Raw genomic sequence first — 14,109 nt, 5'->3', positions numbered from 1 at the left:
TGGAACAAAATAAGAATCAGCACCCATTCCGGTCAAGGCGGAAAGGAGCCAATATGAGTGCGAGGGCAGAAATAATATAGCGTTCAGGAGGATTGCTCCGGTCGTCAACTAGCTTAGCCAAATGATCCACGTGTTGTGGCTGCGACCTGTGAATCGCGGTTAAATCAAAGATGGGAGCTTTACCCAGCGTCAATGATGCGAAGAATGTGACATGCGGGTTCGGTTCAACCGAGTCGGATTGAAAGCAGCGAGTTGTTCGCTACTAGCCGCGTCGGGAGAGAAAAGAGGCCGATTGAGCAAAGCAGAAGAAATCATAATTCTGCTAATGATGATTGAATTACTCATCATGATAATCAAGGCGTAAAGCCACCGAAACGCGGTCTCGCAACTGGACCTTGCGAGACCGCAACCTCCGAAAAAGATTCTGAAGGTCGATTGAGCAATCTGAAAGTATCATACAAAAAGCGCCACCTTCAAACGAAACTTGGCACTTTTCCTAAATCGCATTCCTCTTTCTGGCGTCCCCTAGATTGGCGAGGAACCGCTGATAGTTACCCCTGTCGTATTCCTCTAGGGCCGCAGATATTTTCGTCTCTACGCCCGCCTCTGCACCGCTCGCGTCGATGTTGTACTGCGGCGCATACGTCGCCCCCGACGATGCTGCCGGCGCAGCGCGCAAGACAGGGGCGGACGGTGCAACAAACCCGCCTTCGGCATAACCTTTGAGATTGCGATGCATCGCCTCCAGATTGCCGACGCCAATGCGATCCACGGCAGCTTTTGAAAAGACGTATTCGCCTTTGTGCACCACGCCGGCCGGCTGATACTTGCCGCCAGGACCGGTATAGCCGCCTTTGTCGAAGCCGGCTGCCTTGGGTGTCTTTCCAGATACGTAACCACCACCGGCAAAGCCGAATAGGCCGCCAGAAGGCCGCCACCACCGCCAAAGAGACCGCCGAGCGCCATATCGATTAATTTCGAACCGATCTTGGACAGCACGCTGGCAAAGGCTTCGCCTGCGTCTTTACCGGCGATCAAATCATCGATCAGACCGCGCATAGCATCCCGGCCAATATCCCGCATTTCCGCCGTCGCCTCCGACGCCTTCCGTACGGCTTCTTCTTCTGCGGCAAGGGCGGAGATCAAGGATACGATCTGAGCTTGCTGACCGGCCGTCGCAGCCGCACCAGCCTGGCGCAGCGCATTGGCGATATCGCGTTCTAGATTTGTCGCGCCGACCAGCTCAAGTTCATGCTGTAGACCCGCAATAAGCCTCCGCACGGCTTCAGCTTCACGCTCCGCGGCTGCGGCACTCGCATCCCGGCTAGAGCCACCACTTGACGGCGGAGGTGTGTATGGTGAAGGCGACCATCCGCTCGTGGCTGTTGGCTCCGGGGTCTTGGCGGCTTTGTCTCGCGCCGAAACTACACGCAGAATCATTTCTTCTTCTGCAGCAAGTGCCTCGAGCCGGCGCTCGTGGTCGGCGATGGATTCCCCGATCAGGGATTCGCCAATTGACGACCCTAGAATGCCATCGCCAGCGCCAACGTGGCCCTGCCTCTGGCGCTCGCGTAGTTCGCCGATCTCGCGTTCGATTTCGAGCCGCTCCTTGCCGAGCCTGGCAAGGTTTTCGTCCAGCTTTGCCGTGCGCTGGGCCTCAAATCCATTAAAGGCATTGACGAAATCCTGCAGTGAGGTGGCCGCGGAAACGATCGCGCCACGCAGGTTTTGCCCGACCGTGTGAACAATCTGGTTGAACTGCTTATCCACCTCGGCCGCGCGTGCAATAACCTCGTCATCAAGCACGTTCCCGAGCGTGTGCGCTTCACTGATAGTGGCGCGAATTTCGTCCGTGGACTGGCCCAGCAGCGAAACCATGCGTTCCGCACCTGTACCGCCGAAAAGCTCGTCAAAGATACGTGTTGCCGCCGCCGTGTCCTTTAGCTGGCGCGTGCGCTCGATCAGCAAGAGCATAAATTCGGACGGGTCTTTGAGACGCTCTTTGACCTCGGCTGGCGTTAGTCCTAAGCGTGCGAATGCTTCTGCTGCAGACCCCTTTGCGGTCTGTGCGAATTCATCGCCCCTAATGTTCAATTCTTTGAAGGCATCGACCAGCGCGTCGACAGGAATGCGGGCCTTCACAGCAACTGCTTCCCACTCTTGGAAGACACGTGTCGTAACGCCGGCGCGCGCCGCTTCGTTGCTGATTTGAGCAATGCTGCCCGCGACATCGCGCAAGCCGGCGACTGTTGCCGTTACACCGAGGGAAGCAAAGCCAGCAGCGAAACCGGCCATGGCTGTCTTGCCGAGCGACGCGAGGTTCTTGTTCATTCGGCGATAGCGATTTTCGATCGCCTTCGCCTGCTTGTTCGTAACGCCCTGAGCGCGATCCAACGCCTTTTGATACTGGCGAATATCGGCGCTCAGGCTTACGACAAGCTTCTCGACATTAGTCGCCGGCATACGTCACCTCATGCCACATACGAAGCAATTCTCGCGCCGCGGTATGCCGGCCTGTGTTCGCCGCCCAGATCGCAGCGGCCTGTGTAATAAGTGCGTCGGCCAGCGTGCTGGCATCAGTGCCAACGGCGAGTTCAACGCGTGCGTAATCGGCCGCGCGTGCGCACGCGGTGGTGTAATTATCGGTCATTCTTTGTGTCCTTTAGCGCCGCCGTAAGCGGCGTTTCCGTTGCGGCGGCACGCCGAATTGCTCAACCGCCCACGGGATAAAATGTGCGCCATCCGGATAGCGCGCGTGGAATTCTTCCATGAATGCTACGCCCAGCTCAGACCACGCGGTGCGGGCTACTTCGAGGTCCGGTTTGCCATGCCTATTCAGATCTACGCCGGCCGCTTCCAGTTCTCCGAAGAAATCGAATTCCCCTTCGAAAACGTCAAACCAGGCACCGACGCCAGCACCATGACGGCGTTTACTTCTTCGCGTTCGCACCGGCATCAGCGGCGACTCCCGTAATCTGCGGTTCGCGGCGAACGCGGAGCCTCTGGGGCGTCAACGCCATCCAGAGCCAACTCCCTAATCAGGCGAGCGAAACCAATGCGCGAGTCTCGTTCAATGGCGACCTCCGGCCGGGCTTTTGGCTGGCCAAAACGGTCCGTGAAGGTCATCCCGTTGGCGTCGATGTATTCACGGGCCGCTTGGCCTCTGTCCCAAGCTTCGCCCGCCAAGGTCAGAAGTCGTACGTGGTGGTCTTCGAGGTCGAAGTCGTCGAGAACGCCGGCAAACCATCTACGGGTTGCCGGCCGTAGGTGTTTGGGTGGCTTCATAAGTCACCTCCGAAATTTTTGTTGAACCGGGGCACTGAAAATGCGCAGAAAGGGCCCATCACGGTGCCCCCGTCGCGCACCTCCACACTTCAAAACACCCCCCTGGCTAGCCATCGACGCTTCGGTCGGCGTCCATGTGACTGGCCAGCCATCAGCGTTGAACCCGATGATCAGCGGCCGACTGCAATCGCCGCGCTCATACTGTGACTTCGCGGCATGGTGTGTCGGGCACAGTGTTTGCAGGTTCTCGGGGGCGCGTTGAAGAACCGGATCGCCGTTCGGGCGAACGATGTGGTCGACCTGGACGTCCTCGGCCGTAACATCGCCAAGAGCCGCGCAAAATCGGCATAGCGGCTCGCGCATCAGATGATGCGGGCGCAGTCGTTCTTGCCATTCGCGCGATCGGAGGAAGCGTTTATGCGCAGCGACTTCATCCATCCATCAGGGAAGTAAGTGTGCTGATCAATTCGGCCTGCGCCTGCTTATTCTCGATACGGATATAGCCCTGAATTGCGAGAAGCTTTGCTGCGGCTTGGTGGTCTGCACCAAGTTTCGCCAGCCTACTCATCGTGTCTTCAACGATGAGCCGTGCAGCTTCTTGCATGTCGTCATGACTTGACATGTCTTTGCCTCTGGTTGGGTGAGGTGAAATGCCCCGCGCCGCAAGGGTTTCGGCGCAGGGCACTGCTCATGACTTGATGCGCAATCAGGAAATGTTGGCGGCACGCATCACGTCTTCCGGATCGAAGCTGACCCGTCATTCACGCCGCCGGATTAGAATTGGCCGGTGACAAATGAATCCGGCCTGAAAACGGCAAGTGCCAGTCTCTGCTCCGCGCGGATCGAGAACAAATTGCGCTCAAAGTCGTCGTCATTCTCGCTCGATACCAGAACCTCCGCTTCCAGACGGTCGAAGATTGTCGCACCATCCTCGAAAGCTCCGACGAGGAATTCGCCGTCAGCCATGGCGTTGCTGCCGATCGCGGGTAGATCCCAGATCTGTGCCGCTGTGGTGCCGAACGGGCCGCCGCTGAGATAACGCTCGTCGCCATCCTTGATTCCCAACATGTCGCGCCACATCTTCTTGGAAAGAACGATACCCGTGATCGGAATGTCGCTTTCTTCGGCCTGGCTAATGGCGTGGTTTAGAACGTCGAGCGGCGTGTCTCCCGTCGAGTTTCGAGCCGTCTCATAGGCGCTGGCCTGCGGATGATGCCTTCAATGTTCTGACCGGTACCATCGCCTCTCAAGAGCTGTAGCTCCTCCTTGAACTGGAGGCCGTAACGGCCGCGGCGATCGATGTAGCTCGCGAGCGCATCGGCGTCGTCAAGGATCTGGCGGCTGGCTTTGAACATATGCGCGATCGTTCGAACCGGCGCGTTCTCCAGTTCGAACTCGATATCCGAATAAGGCTTCTTCGCGCCTTCGGAGACAACGTCTGCGTTGTTGGTGTAATTCGTCTCTCGAGGCCACTCGATGTTATTCGAGGTGGTGCGCGCCGTACGCAGAAGGTCGCGGATCGTCATGCGCCGCTGATATGGGGTCACAATACCCGGTACGCGATGCGCCGGCACCAGCGACGTACCAGCAGAGGTATTGCTGCCAACGGTTGCTGGATAAGATGTGATGGCTGCGCTCTCACCGCGCAGCTTGACGACAGCCTTGCCGCGGAAATCGCTGGTCAAGTTGCGCACAGCGTCATCGTTAGCGACGATATGGCCAAGGGACTCGTGGTTGTCGTTGGCGACATATTCGTGATCTTCCGAAGAGCGCGCTGCGCGGCGTTCGAGTTCGGATAGGCGGGTGGTGAGGTCTTCGGTGGTGGCTTTGAATTTGTCACCGAGACTGGTGATCATGGAGGCCAATTCACTCATGGCTATTCCTTTCAGTTAATCGATGTCGCCGCGCATGATGGCGGCAAATATTTGGTGGCGGGCTCGGCTGCGAGCACCAGTGCCGGCTCCGCCGATTCCAGATTGGGTCTGACCAGCCTCTTGAGCTGCATTTTCAGCGCGGCATCCGGCGAGCAGCATGTTGAACTGAAGGAACGCGGATTCACGTTGCTTTCGCGGTGAAAGCCAAGAGGTATCGTCGTGTGGGCTTTCGAGACGCTTGAGCTCAAAATCCTCGACTTTTTCTGGTGGGAAGTAGTGTGCGAACACCCAGGGTGGCACGGAGTGGAGCCCGTCTTCGCGCTGCGACTGCCGAATATCGGCCAATAATTTTGTGTCACCTTCTGGTCGCGCTAGGGCCTTGAGAGCCGCCCTTGCAGCACCCTCTGGGAGTGATTGTTTTTTGACTGCCGTTCGAGTGCCTTGATTCGTTTTCTCAGCTGCCGCGCGTGCTGCAGCGTCGATCAGTTCGTCAATGTCCATTCTGGATCCTCGTAATTGCTGCGATAGCGTCTGCATCGCGTGGCGTCGCGCCCTGGAGTTCCGCGGCAATGGCCATCAGCACCCCGCCCGGAATAAAGCGCGTCGGCACTTCACTGCGTTCGCCAAACTCGATGTGCGCGGCATCCACGACCACCGATGCGCCCTCGCGGTGAACGATCAGGTGGCCGACATACCGTGGTGGGCCGAAAAGCAGCTGGGCCAGGAACGCATCAAAGCGCTCGCCGTCATGATGTGCTGCGGCCAACGTCCATGCGTTATCCGCGGCATGCTCAAGACCTCGGTCGGCCAGTACCGCCAACAGGATGCTGACAGCGTCGGGCTCATCGATCGGAGGCGGATGCCTTTTAGAGCGCGTAGGCGTCACCATGCCGGCGCTGTGCAGGCGATTGACGATCGATTGGACATGTGTCTCCGTCACGCCGAGACGGCGCGACAGCAGGGCGAGAAACTCCGATTTCGTCATCGGACCGCCTCCTTTTTGAAATTTTTGGGATTTGATTCTGGGTAAAAGAAAACCCGGCGCAGTGGCCGGGTGAGTGAAATTTGAACACGAGGTGCAATGCCCTCAATATATACGCGCCGGGCATGCGCAATTTGGCACATCACGCCGCGATTTTTCTTCCTGCGTTGTCGTTTTCGGCCACAAGTGCGCGTCCAGCCGCCAGCAGTGCCTTTCCGCCAGCGCGATCAGGGCGGCCGCCCCGATATCCCAGCCGCACGCCGATGTCGGCAAGCGTGCCCCGCGAACCGACTTCCTCTAAGACCGCCGGCAGCGGTTTCACCTCCCGCGGATCCCAATTGGGCCCAGGTGGACTCGCCACACCGTTTGCCGTGGCAAGGCCGCCCATGAAGCGCGCGCCCCTCGCAATCGCTGGCGGGCAGATGGTGACGGGCGGCAATCCGCCTGCTTCTTCCAGCCGGCGCAAGAGCGCGCGGCCTTCCTCCACCCCGAAGCGACCGCGGGAGTCCAGGGCGTCGGGCTTCTTCCGCAGAAGCGGTGTGTACAGGGGCATGAGCGCCGGTTCTTCGCTAAGGGGCCTGCGCAGCCCTTCTGCGGCCATGGGCGAAGGCGCGGTGGGTTTCAGATCCAGATACCCCGCCGCCGCAGCCACAGTGCGCAGTGGCCGCTTTCCGCCGCGCGGCTTCGTAGCCCTATAGGACGGGCGCTGTTGGCGACCATCGCCGTCCGCGTAATTGACCATCAGGCCACCCTCGCGGCCGCGTCGTGTCGCTGGACGCACGTAGAAGGTCAAGCCGCCCAGCGTGATGGTGTCGCCATCTATGTCAGGCTCAAGCATCGCGCCATCAGCCAACACTACCTGGCCGGAAGGTGCGCGCATGACATACCCCAGTGGTTCGGTTCGCTTGTAGCGTCCTTTTCGATCGCGCTGGCCGCACCAAGGCCACTCTATCCAACCAATGCTGCTGAGCATGTCGTCAACTCCGGGCCGGATCTCATGCAGCATTTCGGGCCAGGTCTCATCCGGACCGTCGCGTGTCGGCTCGGCCATCGTTTCGCTGGTCAGGGGCGCATCTGGCACGATGTGCGTTTCCGCGTCATCCGCGTTGGCATCCCTGCTATCCTGCTGCGGGCTGTAATCGACATAGGCGCATTCCGCATCGCGGATCGCGTGCCACACTGCCAAGGCAGCATCGGCGTCGTGTTTGGCCAGCCAGCGCAGCGCAGGCAGACCACCTCGAAATTTCGTCATATTGGTCCCTCGTGTTCATGTGCCGGACGTTGCCAGCGGGCCGCCTCTTCCGGGCGCTTCATGGATATGTTGGTTTCTGGTTGCATCCGCATTCACAAGCGATAGGATCGCCGCATGCTCGAAGACGATGAACCCGAAATCATTGAATCTCCGCTGTCTCAGAAGGTCACTCGAGACGGCAAGACGGTCTCCGTTGAGATTTATCGCGGCGAGGGTGACGAAAGCTGGATTCTGGAAGTCGTCGACAGGGAAGGTGCATCCACACTCTTTGACGATAGGTTCCAGTCCGACCAAACAGCACTGGCCGCCGCGATAGAGTTGATTGACCGAGAGGGCATCGACGTTTTCCTCGATGACCATTCCGGGACCATCCACTAGCCCCAACTTTTTCTTTTTCATTTTGCACGCGCTTTTCCCTTCCCGGGGACGCGGGTGCGTGGCGATTGGGGCTAGACTTGTTGGATACCCCCATCATGCGGCGCGGGCCGCTGGTTGGGGATTGTTATCGTTCGCGGCAGGCCGCAAGTCAGGGCGCAATGCCCAGAACTGCTCCCAGGAAATCCGGCGCATCTCTACGCCGCTGTCCGTGATGTAGCTTCGACGTGTCATACTCATGCTGCCTCCTCATAGTCATCGTTGTCGGCGAGCGGTACGTACCGGATGGAGCCGTCACGCCCGACGATTGCTTGCGCCCGCAACCCGACAAGCTGGCTAGAATCTTCGACGTCGATTCCAGCAGCCTGGGCCAACTGCGCCAGGTGTCCTTGGCCCAGGCTTTGTACTTTCGGATCGACGTGCTCGGCGTAGAAACAATGCTCGACATCGCCGTGCAGGAGCCGGCCTGTGTCGATGTCCATTGCCAGCGTGACCTTGGTGCCGTTCCCGTCCCAAGCCGCGGTCGCCGTCTTCACCGTCACTCCGTGCATGCCTGGCGGTATAATTGCGGAGACGTCGCCAACCCATTCAATCGGCTCGTCGTCGTTAGCCGCTGGCGCTGTCTCGACTGGCTTCTTCGGCACAACCTGCCTGTCGGCTTCGTCGTATTTTTCTGCGGCAAGCCATTTCTCCAACGGCATTCGCTTCTGCCCTGCCTTTGCAGATGCAGCCCAAGACGCGGCGCGCGCAGCAACATGCTCGACATCGGGTTCGTCAATTGCGGCGAAGGCTTCACGGGCCGCCTGCTTATTGCCAAGCCGGCCGTACGCTTTCCAAATCTTCTCAAAACCCGCCGCCCCATCGGCCGTAAGGCCGGATGGTGGCGCGGCGGATACTGCGTTAGTACTACTTACCGTGACCCCGCCTGTCGGCGGGTCAGGTAGTAGAGTCTTCGGGTCACCATAGTGGCCCGGCTCACCCTCAACTGGGCCATTGGCGTGACCCACTACTGGGCGATTGGCGTGACCCAGTTCAACCGGGTCAGTGCATTGGCCCGGTTCGGGGAATTTACCCAGTGCGGCAAGCTCCAGAACATTTAGAACAGGAATGTACCGGCTGGCACCTTTGCCCTTGCCGCGTCCTTTATAGGTGCGTGCGACCCAGCCGGTCTCCATCAATGCGATTATGGCGCGGCCGACCGTGCGATTGGAAAGTGTGGCTGCGCCTTCGGGGGCGCGCTGCTTCATCACCTTCGCGACGTGCCTTTGGGAGAGCAGCGCATCGCCGTGCTCATCGTGGTACCACGCGCAAAGGAAACGGTAGACGATCCGCGCATTTTCATAGAGGCGCGCATCGAAGTCTATGAGCTGTGCCATCCGGAACTGAGCTACAGGGCTGGGAAATGCATCAACCTTGTGAGTCCAATAGGCTGGGCTCTCCGAAACTTTATCGGCTGGCTTCGACATGGGCGACGGCCTTTTCTGCAATGAGATCTGCAATAGTGATGGGAAGCGTGACGGTCTTGCCGCCATGGTGTTGCGGGCCGTAGACACGCCAACCGCGTGCCGCCCTGGTCAATTTCAGGTCATAGAGGCGAATTCCGTTGTCGAGCTCTACGTCGAAACGCGCGACAACATTCGTGCCGGCGGAGCATCGCCGAACGTCAAGAATTTGCATTGTTGATGTTCCTAGTGGGTTTATGGGCTCGCCGCGTTAGCCGCGGTCTTGCTTGGTGCCCAACCGGCCAGCGGCGGGGAGATGGGTTTCGATGCGGGGATGGCCGGCCAGTTGGGGAGGTGCGCTTACGCGCATTTCTTCTTTGTTAGGGCAGGGGCGTTGTCATTGGCGGCCGCGCGATTGGCAGCGAGCCAGCTATCGAGATCATCGGTAGAATAGATTACGGATCGCCCCAACCGAAAGAACGCTGGGCCGCCGCCGTAGATGCGCGCCTTATCAAGAAAAGACTTCGAAAGGCCGCAGTAGTCGGCCGCCTGCTGCACCCTGATATTGGGCATGGTGTCACCTCCATGTATGATGTTGCATGAAGGACGATATGCGCTTTCGCATATTTCTCTTACCGTGCTTAAATCAATGGTCCTGAGTGCTTTGGTCTATCGCGCGGATTTCTTCGGCCGCGTTGCCGTACTTGGCTATGGCCTCCTCGATCTGCCTAGGATGCAGCATGAATCTAGCGCCCAGCTCCGCTACTCGATCCTCATAGCCCATTCCCTGTGCTGTGAGATCGTCGTTCTCCGTACCAATGTCCCACCAGCGATGCTTGGCTCCGAAGGGCTGCCGGCCACGCTTGTTGATTGATGCGCGTAGCTCGCGGGCTAGTGGGCCATCGCCTGCTTCTGCAAGGAAACGGAGTGCCTTTTCACGGTTGGCTTTTCCTTTGTTCAGTTCGTCTTTTGCCCAGATGGCGCGAACCTCAATTGGAGGGAGTTTGGCCATCACTTTCCTCCGATCGCGGCAGCGATCTGGCCAGCGATTGCATCCGCTGCACGGCGAGAAGCATCGACTGCGACATGCGCATACCGCGAAGTTGTCTTCGCATCTTTATGTCCGAGCAGGGCACCAACTACTGGCAAGCCCAATCCGCTACCCGCACCAACGCTAGCGAAGCTGTGGCGCAGATCGTGGATTCGCAGTCCTTCGAGGCCTGCACGGGCGCAGATTGCGGTCCATGGCTTCTTAAGGTCGGCGCGTGGTTTTTCATTCTCGGTGCCGGCGTCGCGTCCGGCGATCACGAATCTGCCGATGCGGGGCAGGGACTTCAGAACATCTTGCGCGGCAGACGAAAGCACCACCGTTTTCCTTCCGGTCTTGGAGTCGGGCAGGAATAGCAAACCGCGCTCTGCGTCCACATGGGACCACTCGAGATCGAGGATCTCGCGCAATCGGCAACCGGTCAGCATCAGCAAGCGGATAGCACCTACAGCATGGGGACCATGAACGGTGCGTGTCTTGTTCTTTGGAGCATGTTTCGAAGTCGAAGGGGCGTGTGGAATGCCGATGGTCTCAGCCTCAATCATCGCCTCGCCGAGACGTTGCATCTCCTCGCTCGACAGGTAACGTTCGCGACCGTCCTCGCGGAACCGTTCGACGCCCTTGGCGGGGTTTTTGCCATCGGGATCAGCCCAGTTGAAAACGGCAGATACTACGGCCAGCGCTCTATTGGCTACAAACTTCCCTGCGGACTTTCCGACTGCAGAATGCATCTCGATCACATCGGCGCGCGTAACGTCCTTGAAGCGGCGAGATCCAATCCGGGGATTTATGTGAAGGTCGAGGAGGTACTTATAATAATCCGCGGTGCGCTCCTTGCGTTTCGCTCGCGCGTGTTCCTCGACGTAAGAACTGGCGACGTCTGAAAACGAACGGGCCGCTCGTTCTTCTGCCTTCTGCTGCGCTGGATCTGCTCCAAGAGCGACACCAGCCAGAAGCTTCTGTGCGGCTGCGCGTGCTTGCTCTGCGGTGAGTTTGTCGGTTGTCCCAATCTTATGCCGCTTCTTCGCGACACCGCGACCGCCAGCGCCAGGACGATATTCCGCGAACCATGTAGACACGTTCGCCCCTACGCGGAGGCCAAACCCCTTCAACGTCTGATCGTAGTATACGCCCTTATCGAGACCTGAAATTGCCTTTGCTGTGAGTTTGATTGTCGCCACTTCGCCCTCGTTTGTCGCCACCGTGTCGCCACCATATTGGGTTTTGATAGCCAAATTGCAATAGGGTCCGAATTGGACGAAATTGGAAAGCTCATAAAAGTCAGATATTTGGATGTGAATTTTGAAATTCAGTCAAACACCCTGATATTCGATGTCTATAACTCTTAATCAGCGGGTCACAGGTTCGAGCCCTGTATCACCCACCAAACCTTCTCTCATTAGCGTTTGCTCCAAAGCTCCGGGGTCCCAGACAGCCGAGCTATGCATGTTCCGCGCGCCGTTATGCATCAGGTCATAGCCGCAAGGATGGACGTTGAAGACCGTTTGGCGGCATTATGGGATATCGACGTTTCCATGATTGAAGCCGGGCAGGTTTGAGCAGCAACACCGATCCCCATATCAACGAAAGCCGCCGCAGCGAAATGCTGTCGGTGCTGAGGCGGCGCGGCATTGCGTCCGAAGCCGTGCTCGATGCGATGGCTGAAGTGCCGCGCGAACTGTTCGTGCCTCCGCATCTCTCCGAACTCGCCTATGAGGATGGTGCTCTGCCCATCGGCGACGGGCAAACCATATCCCAGCCCTATATCGTTGCCCTTATGACGGAAGCCGCCGATCTCGGGCCGCAGAGCCGGGTGCTCGAAGTGGGCACGGGGTCCGGGTATTCGACCGCGCTTCTCTCCCGCTTGCAGGCCATGTGTTCTCGGTTGAACGGCATGATTCGCTGGCAATTGCGGCGCGCAGGCGCCTGGCCGACGCCGGCTATCTGGACAATGTCAGCATTGTCGTCGGTGATGGAACGCTGGGACTGCCAGAAGAGGCGCCGTTCGACGCCATCGTCGTGGCGGCAGCGGGGCCGCGTGTGCCGGAGGCGCTGCGCGTGCAGCTTGCACCGGGCGGGCGGCTTGTCATGCCGGTCGGTTCGGCGTCCGGTCCGCAAAAGCTCAACTGCGTTGTCCGGGAAGGCGAGAACTCTTTTCGAACGGAGACGCTGGCGCCGGTCTCCTTCGTGCCGCTGATCGGGGCGCAGGGCTGGCAGCGTTAGGGCGGATTGGGCATAACCGCCAGGCCGGGAAGTGGAAAAATGAAACTTCGTTTGGAACCTTTGTTGCCCGGGCGGGTTCATGCTCTAGGCGCGCCCCCACCATCCCCCCGACCCGAACCAAGCGCGCCGTTTGCCGGCCAGTTTCACTGGCCGGCTTTCTTTTGTGCGGATCAGTAGTCTTTTTCGAAGAAGATACCGAGGCTTGAATTGCCGTCGGACCCGACTGCACCACGCGCCTTCAGATCTTCGGTGATGTCGAGATTGATGGTGCCGCGTGTCGTGCCTTTCGCGCCTGCCTCGACCCCCAGATAGATGTTGTCCTGGATATAGCGACCGGCTCGGACAGCGGCGTTGCCCTCGCTGTCGGTGACGACATCCAGATCGTCCAGCCCGGTGGCGTTGCGCAGCGAGCCAAGGAGCGAGGTGTTGGATCCTCCGGCAAGCTCGGCTGCCGCCGCCGCAAGCTGGGCGATCTGCACGGCGGAAAGCTCGTCGATGCCGCGGTTGAAGATAAGGCGCGCCAGAACCTCGTCCTCAGGCAGTTCGGGCTGCGAGGAGAATGTGATGTTGAGGTCGGAGACACGGCCTCTGACATTGATGAAAACGATGATGTCGTTGCCGCGCGAGCGGGCGACGAAATCGAGCTGCGGGTCGAGATCGCCCACAAGGGTCACCTGGCCTTCGTCGAAGGTGATGCGCTGGCCGATGATGGACAGGCGCCCACGGATCAACTTGAATCCGCCGACCGGCTGGATATTGGTCACCGGCCCCGTCAGCCTGACCGAGCCGCCGAGCTCGGCATCGAGGCCCCGTCCGCGCACGAAGATGCGCGCGGGTGCCGTCACATTGACGTTGAGCCGCATGACGCTCGGGCGCGCCGAGGGCATCGGTGTGCCGTCGTCGGCGCGTGCGCGCTCCAGTGTCCGCTGCACCGCCGGCGGTGGGTTGAGATGACGCACGTCGATCGCCGAAGCGCCGCCACCAAGGCTTTCAGGCACAATGATCTCGGCGCGTTCGATGTTGACCTCGCCGGCAAGCAGTGGGTCGCGGGTGAGGGGGCCGGTCATGGAGAGCGCGCCGTTGACGGTCGCCGTCACCATCTCGCCATCGGTGTGTCTGGCATTGTCCAGACCGATCCTGAGATCGGCGGGAAAGCCTGCCTGTGCATTGGTCGAGATTGTGCCCGAAACCGAAACGCGGCCACCGGCTGCCAGCGCCGCCGACCCTTCCGTGATCGATATGCGATCGCCATTGACGGCTGCTGCCAGGCGTACATCGCTGATGCGCAGATTGGTCAGCGGATCGACGGCGGAGGCATTGGCGGTGGATATGGTGCCGTTGATGACCGGGTTGGCCACTGCGCCGGAAACACGGATATTGGCGGAGGCCGTGCCGGAAATCTGGGTGCCACGGTCGGCGAGGATGCGGTTGGCGATTGAAAGCGGTGCGGTGCCCGCCACGTTGACGCCAAGGCCTGCGCCGGACAGCGGAATGGTGCCGCTCGCCTCGATGCCCAGCCCGGACGGGCCGTCGGCGGTCAGGCGGGCGAGCTGTACCGCATTGCCCGAATAACGCCCGCTCGCAGCAAGCTGAAGCGGGCCAAGGCCCGCGCTGGTCAGGGGCGCGGA

The 14,109-nt window shown here is 59.7% G+C and carries 16 protein-coding genes and 2 pseudogenes; 2 read left to right on the top strand and 16 right to left on the bottom strand.

Annotated elements, in window-relative coordinates:
• Positions 1-594: 594 nt before the first annotated feature.
• From JCM21793_RS25655 to JCM21793_RS12365, 9 genes and pseudogenes are all read right to left on the bottom strand, one after another.
• Complete coding sequence (locus JCM21793_RS25655) at positions 595-2,463, bottom strand: hypothetical protein (protein ID WP_025030578.1); 1,869 nt, start codon at positions 2,461-2,463, stop codon at positions 595-597.
• A complete protein-coding gene (locus JCM21793_RS29240) occupies positions 2,450-2,650 on the bottom strand; it encodes a hypothetical protein (RefSeq protein ID WP_155983437.1) in 201 nt (66 codons plus the stop codon). The genes JCM21793_RS25655 and JCM21793_RS29240 overlap by 14 nt, the downstream gene beginning before the upstream one ends.
• A gap of 12 nt (positions 2,651-2,662) precedes the next feature.
• Positions 2,663-2,956: a hypothetical protein gene (locus JCM21793_RS29235; RefSeq protein ID WP_155983436.1), complete on the bottom strand. Its 294-nt coding sequence runs from the start codon at positions 2,954-2,956 to the stop codon at positions 2,663-2,665.
• A gap of 759 nt (positions 2,957-3,715) precedes the next feature.
• Positions 3,716-3,907: a hypothetical protein gene (locus JCM21793_RS12385; protein WP_025030574.1), complete on the bottom strand. Its 192-nt coding sequence runs from the start codon at positions 3,905-3,907 to the stop codon at positions 3,716-3,718.
• Positions 3,908-4,059: 152 nt separating this feature from the next.
• A pseudogene (locus tag JCM21793_RS31735) lies at positions 4,060-4,431 on the bottom strand (phage major capsid protein); the annotation flags it as partial.
• Positions 4,431-5,159: a phage major capsid protein gene (locus tag JCM21793_RS31730; RefSeq protein WP_155983434.1), complete on the bottom strand. Its 729-nt coding sequence runs from the start codon at positions 5,157-5,159 to the stop codon at positions 4,431-4,433. The pseudogene JCM21793_RS31735 and the gene JCM21793_RS31730, both read right to left, overlap by 1 nt.
• Positions 5,160-5,174: 15 nt before the next feature.
• The gene (locus tag JCM21793_RS12375; RefSeq protein WP_025030573.1) at positions 5,175-5,660 is read right to left on the bottom strand and encodes a hypothetical protein; all 486 of its coding nucleotides are present in this window, start codon (positions 5,658-5,660) and stop codon (positions 5,175-5,177) included.
• Positions 5,650-6,144: a hypothetical protein gene (locus tag JCM21793_RS12370; RefSeq protein ID WP_025030572.1), complete on the bottom strand. Its 495-nt coding sequence runs from the start codon at positions 6,142-6,144 to the stop codon at positions 5,650-5,652. Before JCM21793_RS12370 ends, JCM21793_RS12375 begins: the two co-directional genes overlap by 11 nt.
• 139 nt (positions 6,145-6,283) lie before the next feature.
• Entirely contained in the window at positions 6,284-7,393 is a 1,110-nt protein-coding gene (locus JCM21793_RS12365; protein ID WP_025030571.1) for a hypothetical protein, read from the bottom strand.
• Between the two features lie 114 nt (positions 7,394-7,507).
• Here JCM21793_RS12365 and JCM21793_RS12360 point away from each other — a divergent pair, with 114 nt between their 5' ends.
• A complete protein-coding gene (locus tag JCM21793_RS12360) occupies positions 7,508-7,771 on the top strand; it encodes a hypothetical protein (RefSeq protein ID WP_025030570.1) in 264 nt (87 codons plus the stop codon).
• Between the two features lie 233 nt (positions 7,772-8,004).
• Here the strand turns inward: JCM21793_RS12360 and JCM21793_RS12355 are convergent, their stop codons facing one another.
• The 6 genes from JCM21793_RS12355 to JCM21793_RS31485 all read right to left on the bottom strand — a co-directional run bounded on the left by JCM21793_RS12355 (position 8,005) and on the right by JCM21793_RS31485 (position 12,005).
• Complete coding sequence (locus JCM21793_RS12355; protein ID WP_155983433.1) at positions 8,005-9,234, bottom strand: hypothetical protein; 1,230 nt, start codon at positions 9,232-9,234, stop codon at positions 8,005-8,007.
• Complete coding sequence (locus JCM21793_RS12350; RefSeq protein ID WP_025030568.1) at positions 9,215-9,445, bottom strand: hypothetical protein; 231 nt, start codon at positions 9,443-9,445, stop codon at positions 9,215-9,217. Before JCM21793_RS12350 ends, JCM21793_RS12355 begins: the two co-directional genes overlap by 20 nt.
• A gap of 125 nt (positions 9,446-9,570) precedes the next feature.
• Entirely contained in the window at positions 9,571-9,783 is a 213-nt protein-coding gene (locus JCM21793_RS12345; RefSeq protein WP_025030567.1) for a helix-turn-helix transcriptional regulator, read from the bottom strand.
• Positions 9,784-9,856: 73 nt separating this feature from the next.
• A complete protein-coding gene (locus tag JCM21793_RS12340) occupies positions 9,857-10,222 on the bottom strand; it encodes a hypothetical protein (RefSeq protein WP_155983432.1) in 366 nt (121 codons plus the stop codon).
• Complete coding sequence (locus JCM21793_RS12335) at positions 10,222-11,493, bottom strand: tyrosine-type recombinase/integrase (protein ID WP_244439740.1); 1,272 nt, start codon at positions 11,491-11,493, stop codon at positions 10,222-10,224. The genes JCM21793_RS12340 and JCM21793_RS12335 overlap by 1 nt, the downstream gene beginning before the upstream one ends.
• 233 nt (positions 11,494-11,726) lie before the next feature.
• Entirely contained in the window at positions 11,727-12,005 is a 279-nt protein-coding gene (locus tag JCM21793_RS31485; protein ID WP_370671645.1) for a hypothetical protein, read from the bottom strand.
• Here JCM21793_RS31485 and JCM21793_RS25640 point away from each other — a divergent pair.
• A pseudogene (locus tag JCM21793_RS25640) lies at positions 11,904-12,481 on the top strand (protein-L-isoaspartate(D-aspartate) O-methyltransferase). The gene JCM21793_RS31485 and the pseudogene JCM21793_RS25640 sit on opposite strands and share 102 nt — an antisense overlap.
• 170 nt (positions 12,482-12,651) lie before the next feature.
• Here the strand turns inward: JCM21793_RS25640 and JCM21793_RS25635 are convergent.
• Positions 12,652-14,109: translocation/assembly module TamB domain-containing protein (locus tag JCM21793_RS25635; protein ID WP_036540253.1), on the bottom strand; the 1,458-nt coding region annotated here is incomplete at its 5' end.

Source organism: Nitratireductor aquibiodomus NL21 = JCM 21793, from assembly GCF_000615975.1.
Taxonomy (GTDB): Bacteria; Pseudomonadota; Alphaproteobacteria; order Rhizobiales; family Rhizobiaceae; genus Nitratireductor; species Nitratireductor aquibiodomus.
The sequence above is the reverse complement of the archived record's forward strand: the minus strand, read 5'-3'. Positions and strand labels throughout refer to the sequence as shown.